At 70.4% G+C, this 3,804-nt stretch carries 1 protein-coding gene; it reads left to right on the forward strand.

The window, feature by feature from the left end; all coding sequences use genetic code 11:
* Positions 1-3,804 (forward strand): type I polyketide synthase (locus ACFQ7F_RS45595; RefSeq protein WP_383285624.1); only part of this gene is annotated, 3,804 nt, incomplete at both ends.

Consider the following 3,804-nt stretch of genomic DNA (forward strand, 5'->3'; position numbering starts at 1 on the left):
CCGGGCGGCGTCGAGTCGCCGGAGGACTTGTGGCGTTTGGTGGCCGGGGGCGGCGACGCGGTGTCGCAGTTCCCGACGGACCGCGGCTGGGACGTCGACTCGCTCTACGACCCCGACCCCGAGCAGTCAGGCACCACCTATAGCCGTATGGGCGCCTTCCTGGACGGCGTCGCGGACTTCGACCCGGGCTTCTTCGGGATTTCGCCGCGTGAGGCCCTGGCGATGGACCCGCAGCAGCGGCTCCTCCTGGAAACCTCCTGGGAGGCGTTCGAGCGGGCAGGCATCGACCCCAACTCGCTGCGGGGCAGCAGGTCCGGTGTCTTCGTGGGCACCAACGGCCAGGACTACGGGACGTTGTTGATGGCCTCGCGGGAGAGCGTGGAGGGATACGCGGGTACCGGCAACGCGGCGAGTGTCATCTCCGGCCGCCTGTCGTACACCTTCGGCCTTGAAGGCCCTGCCGTCACGGTGGACACGGCGTGCTCGTCGTCCCTTGTGGCCTTGCACTGGGCGAGCCAGGCGCTGCACAAGGGTGAGTGCGAGCTGGCGCTGGTCGGCGGTGTGACGGTGATGTCGACGCCGGGTGCGTTCATCGAGTTCAGCCGCCAGCGTGGGCTGTCCGTGGACGGCCGTGTCAAGGCGTTCGCCGATGCCGCCGACGGCACCGGCTGGGGTGAGGGTGTCGGCATGCTGCTCGTGGAGCGCCTGTCGGACGCTCAGCGCAACGGCCACCAGATCCTTGCCGTCGTACGTGGCTCCGCCGTCAACCAGGACGGCGCGTCGAACGGCCTGACGGCGCCGAACGGTCCGTCGCAGCAGCGCGTGATCCGACAGGCGTTGGCGAGCGCGGGCCTGGAGTCGGCCGACGTGGATGCCATGGAGGCACACGGCACCGGCACCACGCTTGGCGACCCGATCGAGGCGCAGGCCCTCCTCGCCACCTACGGCCAGGACCGGCCCGCGGACCGGCCGTTGTGGCTCGGCTCGGTGAAGTCCAACATCGGTCACACGCAGGCTGCCGCCGGTGTGGCGGGTGTGATCAAGATGGTCATGGCGATGCAGCACCGTCTGCTGCCACAGACGCTCCATGTGGATGAGCCGACCTCACACGTGGACTGGTCTGCCGGTGCGGTGGAGCTGTTGACGGAGGCGCGTGCGTGGCCGGAGACCGGTCAGCCGTGGCGGGCGGGTGTGTCGTCGTTCGGTGTGAGTGGCACGAACGCGCACGTCATCGTCGAGCAGGCCCCCGTGGTGGAGGAGCAGGAGGAAGTCGCGGAGCCGGTGGCTGACGGCGGCCTGGTGCCGTGGGTGCTTTCGGCGCGGAGTGCCGAGGCGTTGCGGGAGCAGGCGGCGCGGCTCAAGTCCTTCGCTGACACGACTCCCGCGCTGAACGTGGCGGACGTGGGCCGTGCGCTGGTGTCCTCGCGGGCGGTGCTTGAGCACCGTGCGGTGGTGGTCGCCGGTGACCGGTCGGAGTTCCTGGCCGCGCTGGCCGCTGTGGCCGAGGGCCAGGCGACTGGCGCCGTGGTCAGCGGAGTGGCCGGCGAGTCCGGCCGGTTGGGTTTCTTGTTCTCGGGTCAGGGCTCGCAGCGGCTCGGCATGGGTCGTGAACTGGCCGCCCGTTTCCCGGTGTTCGCCGAGGCTCTGGACAAGGCGCTGGCGGAGTTTGACCCGCAGGTACGCGAAGTCCTCTTCGGTGAGGATGCCGATGCGCTGAACGAGACCGGAGCGACGCAGCCCGCGCTGTTCGCGGTCGAGGTGGCGTTGTTCCGGCTTCTCGAGTCGTGGGGTGTCCGCCCCGACATGCTGGCGGGCCACTCGATCGGTGAGCTGGCCGCCGCGCACGTCTCCGGCGTCTGGTCCCTGGCGGATGCCGCTTCGGTGGTGTCGGCGCGGGGTGCGCTGATGCAGGCGCTGCCGTCCGGTGGCGCGATGGTGGCGATCCAGGCGACCGAGGCTGAGGTCGCCGCGGATCTTCCGGAGACCGTGGGCATCGCTGCGGTCAACGGCCCGACCTCGGTGGTCGTCTCAGGAATCACCGCCGACGTGGAGGTGGTTGCGGAGCGTTGGCGTGAGGCGGGCCGGAAGGTGTCCCGCCTGAAGGTCAGCCACGCCTTCCACTCACCCCTGATGGACCCGATGCTCGACGACTTCCGCTCGGTGGTCGAGGGAATCAAGTGCGGTGAACCCGCGATACCGATCGTTTCGACGCTGACCGGTGCCCGCGCGACCGCCGAAGAACTTGCCTCCCCGGAGTACTGGGTGCGGCACGTGCGTGAGTCGGTGCGGTTCGCCGACGCCGTCGATGCGCTCGTCGCTGAGGGTGTGGGTACGTTCGTCGAGGTCGGCCCGGGCGGCACGCTGTCGGCGCTGGGCCGGGAGTCCGCGCCGGAGGCAGCCTTCGTCCCGGTGCTGCGGAACGACCGCCCCGAGGCGGTGGCTGCTACGACCGCTGCAGGCCAACTGCACGTGCGTGGCGTCCGGGTGGACTGGGAGGTGTTCTTCGCCGGTCGTGGCGCAACGCGGGTGGACCTGCCGACGTACGCCTTCCAGCGTGAGCGCTTCTGGCCCGACGTGCTGCCGATGATGGGTGATGTCTCGGCGGTCGGACTCGGTTCGGCGGAGCACCCGCTCCTCGGCGCGGCTGTCACGGTGGGCGGCACGGACGGTGTGCTGCTGACCGGAAGGCTGTCGCTCCAGACTCACCCGTGGCTGGCTGACTCCCTTGTCCAGGGTGCGGTGCTGCTGCCCGGTGCTGCGTTCGTCGAGTTGGCGGTGCGGGCGGGGGATCAGGTCGGGTGCGATCTGGTGGAGGAGTTGACGCTGGAGGCGCCGCTTGTCCTGCCGGAGAGCGGTTCGGTGCGGGTGCAGGTGTGGGTCGGCGCCGAGGACTCCTCGGGCCGTCGTGAGCTGAGTTTCCACTCCAGTGTGGGTGACACCGACGACGGCCGTTCGTGGACGCGGCATGCCACGGGTGTGCTGCGTGAGGGTGGCCGTTCCGGTGGGGCTTCGCTGGTCGAGTGGCCGCCCGCAGGCGCGGAGGCCGTGGACCTGGATGGCTACTACGACCGCATGGTCGCGGGGGGCTTCGGCTACGGGCCGGTGTTCCAGGGGCTGAAGTCGGCCTGGCGCAAGGGCGATGAGGTGTTCGCCGAGGTCGCGCTGCCGGACGGCGTGGGAGTGGACGGATTTGGTCTGCATCCGGCGTTGCTGGACGCGGCGCTGCATGCGATCGGCCTGGCGGGTGGCGACGGTGACTCCGGCGGCTTGCCGTTCTCGTGGTCGGGTGTGCGGCTGCACGCTTCGGGTGCGACGGCGCTGCGGGTGCGGTTGACGCCCACAGGTGCTGACGGAGTGGCCCTGGCCGTCGCCGACGGCTCCGGTGCTCCGGTGGCCACGATCGACTCGCTGGTACTGCGTCCCATGGCGGCGAAGCCGTCGCGGCAGGACCGGGATTCGCTGTTCGGCGTCGACTGGGTGCCGGCTCGTTCGTCTGGCGCCGACGTACCGACAGTCGAGTGGACCGACCTGGAGGCGCTCGCGGACTCGGCGGAACTGCCTGACTTCGTAGTTCTGCCCTGCCCGGTCGCCGCTGGGCCCGACCCGGTTGCCGGTGCACACGAGGCGGCGCACTGGGCGCTGAACGCGGTCCAATCCTGGTTGGCGGACGAGCGGTTCGCCGCGTCGCGCTTGGCCATCGTGACCCATGGCGCGATCGCCGCCTCGGCCGATGACGACGTAAGTGATGTCGCTCAGGCTGCGGTGTGGGGTCTGGTGCGCTCTGCTCAGTCGGAGAACCCGGAC

This window comes from Streptomyces sp. NPDC056486 (genome assembly GCF_042795295.1).
Taxonomy (GTDB): domain Bacteria; phylum Actinomycetota; class Actinomycetes; order Streptomycetales; family Streptomycetaceae; genus Streptomyces.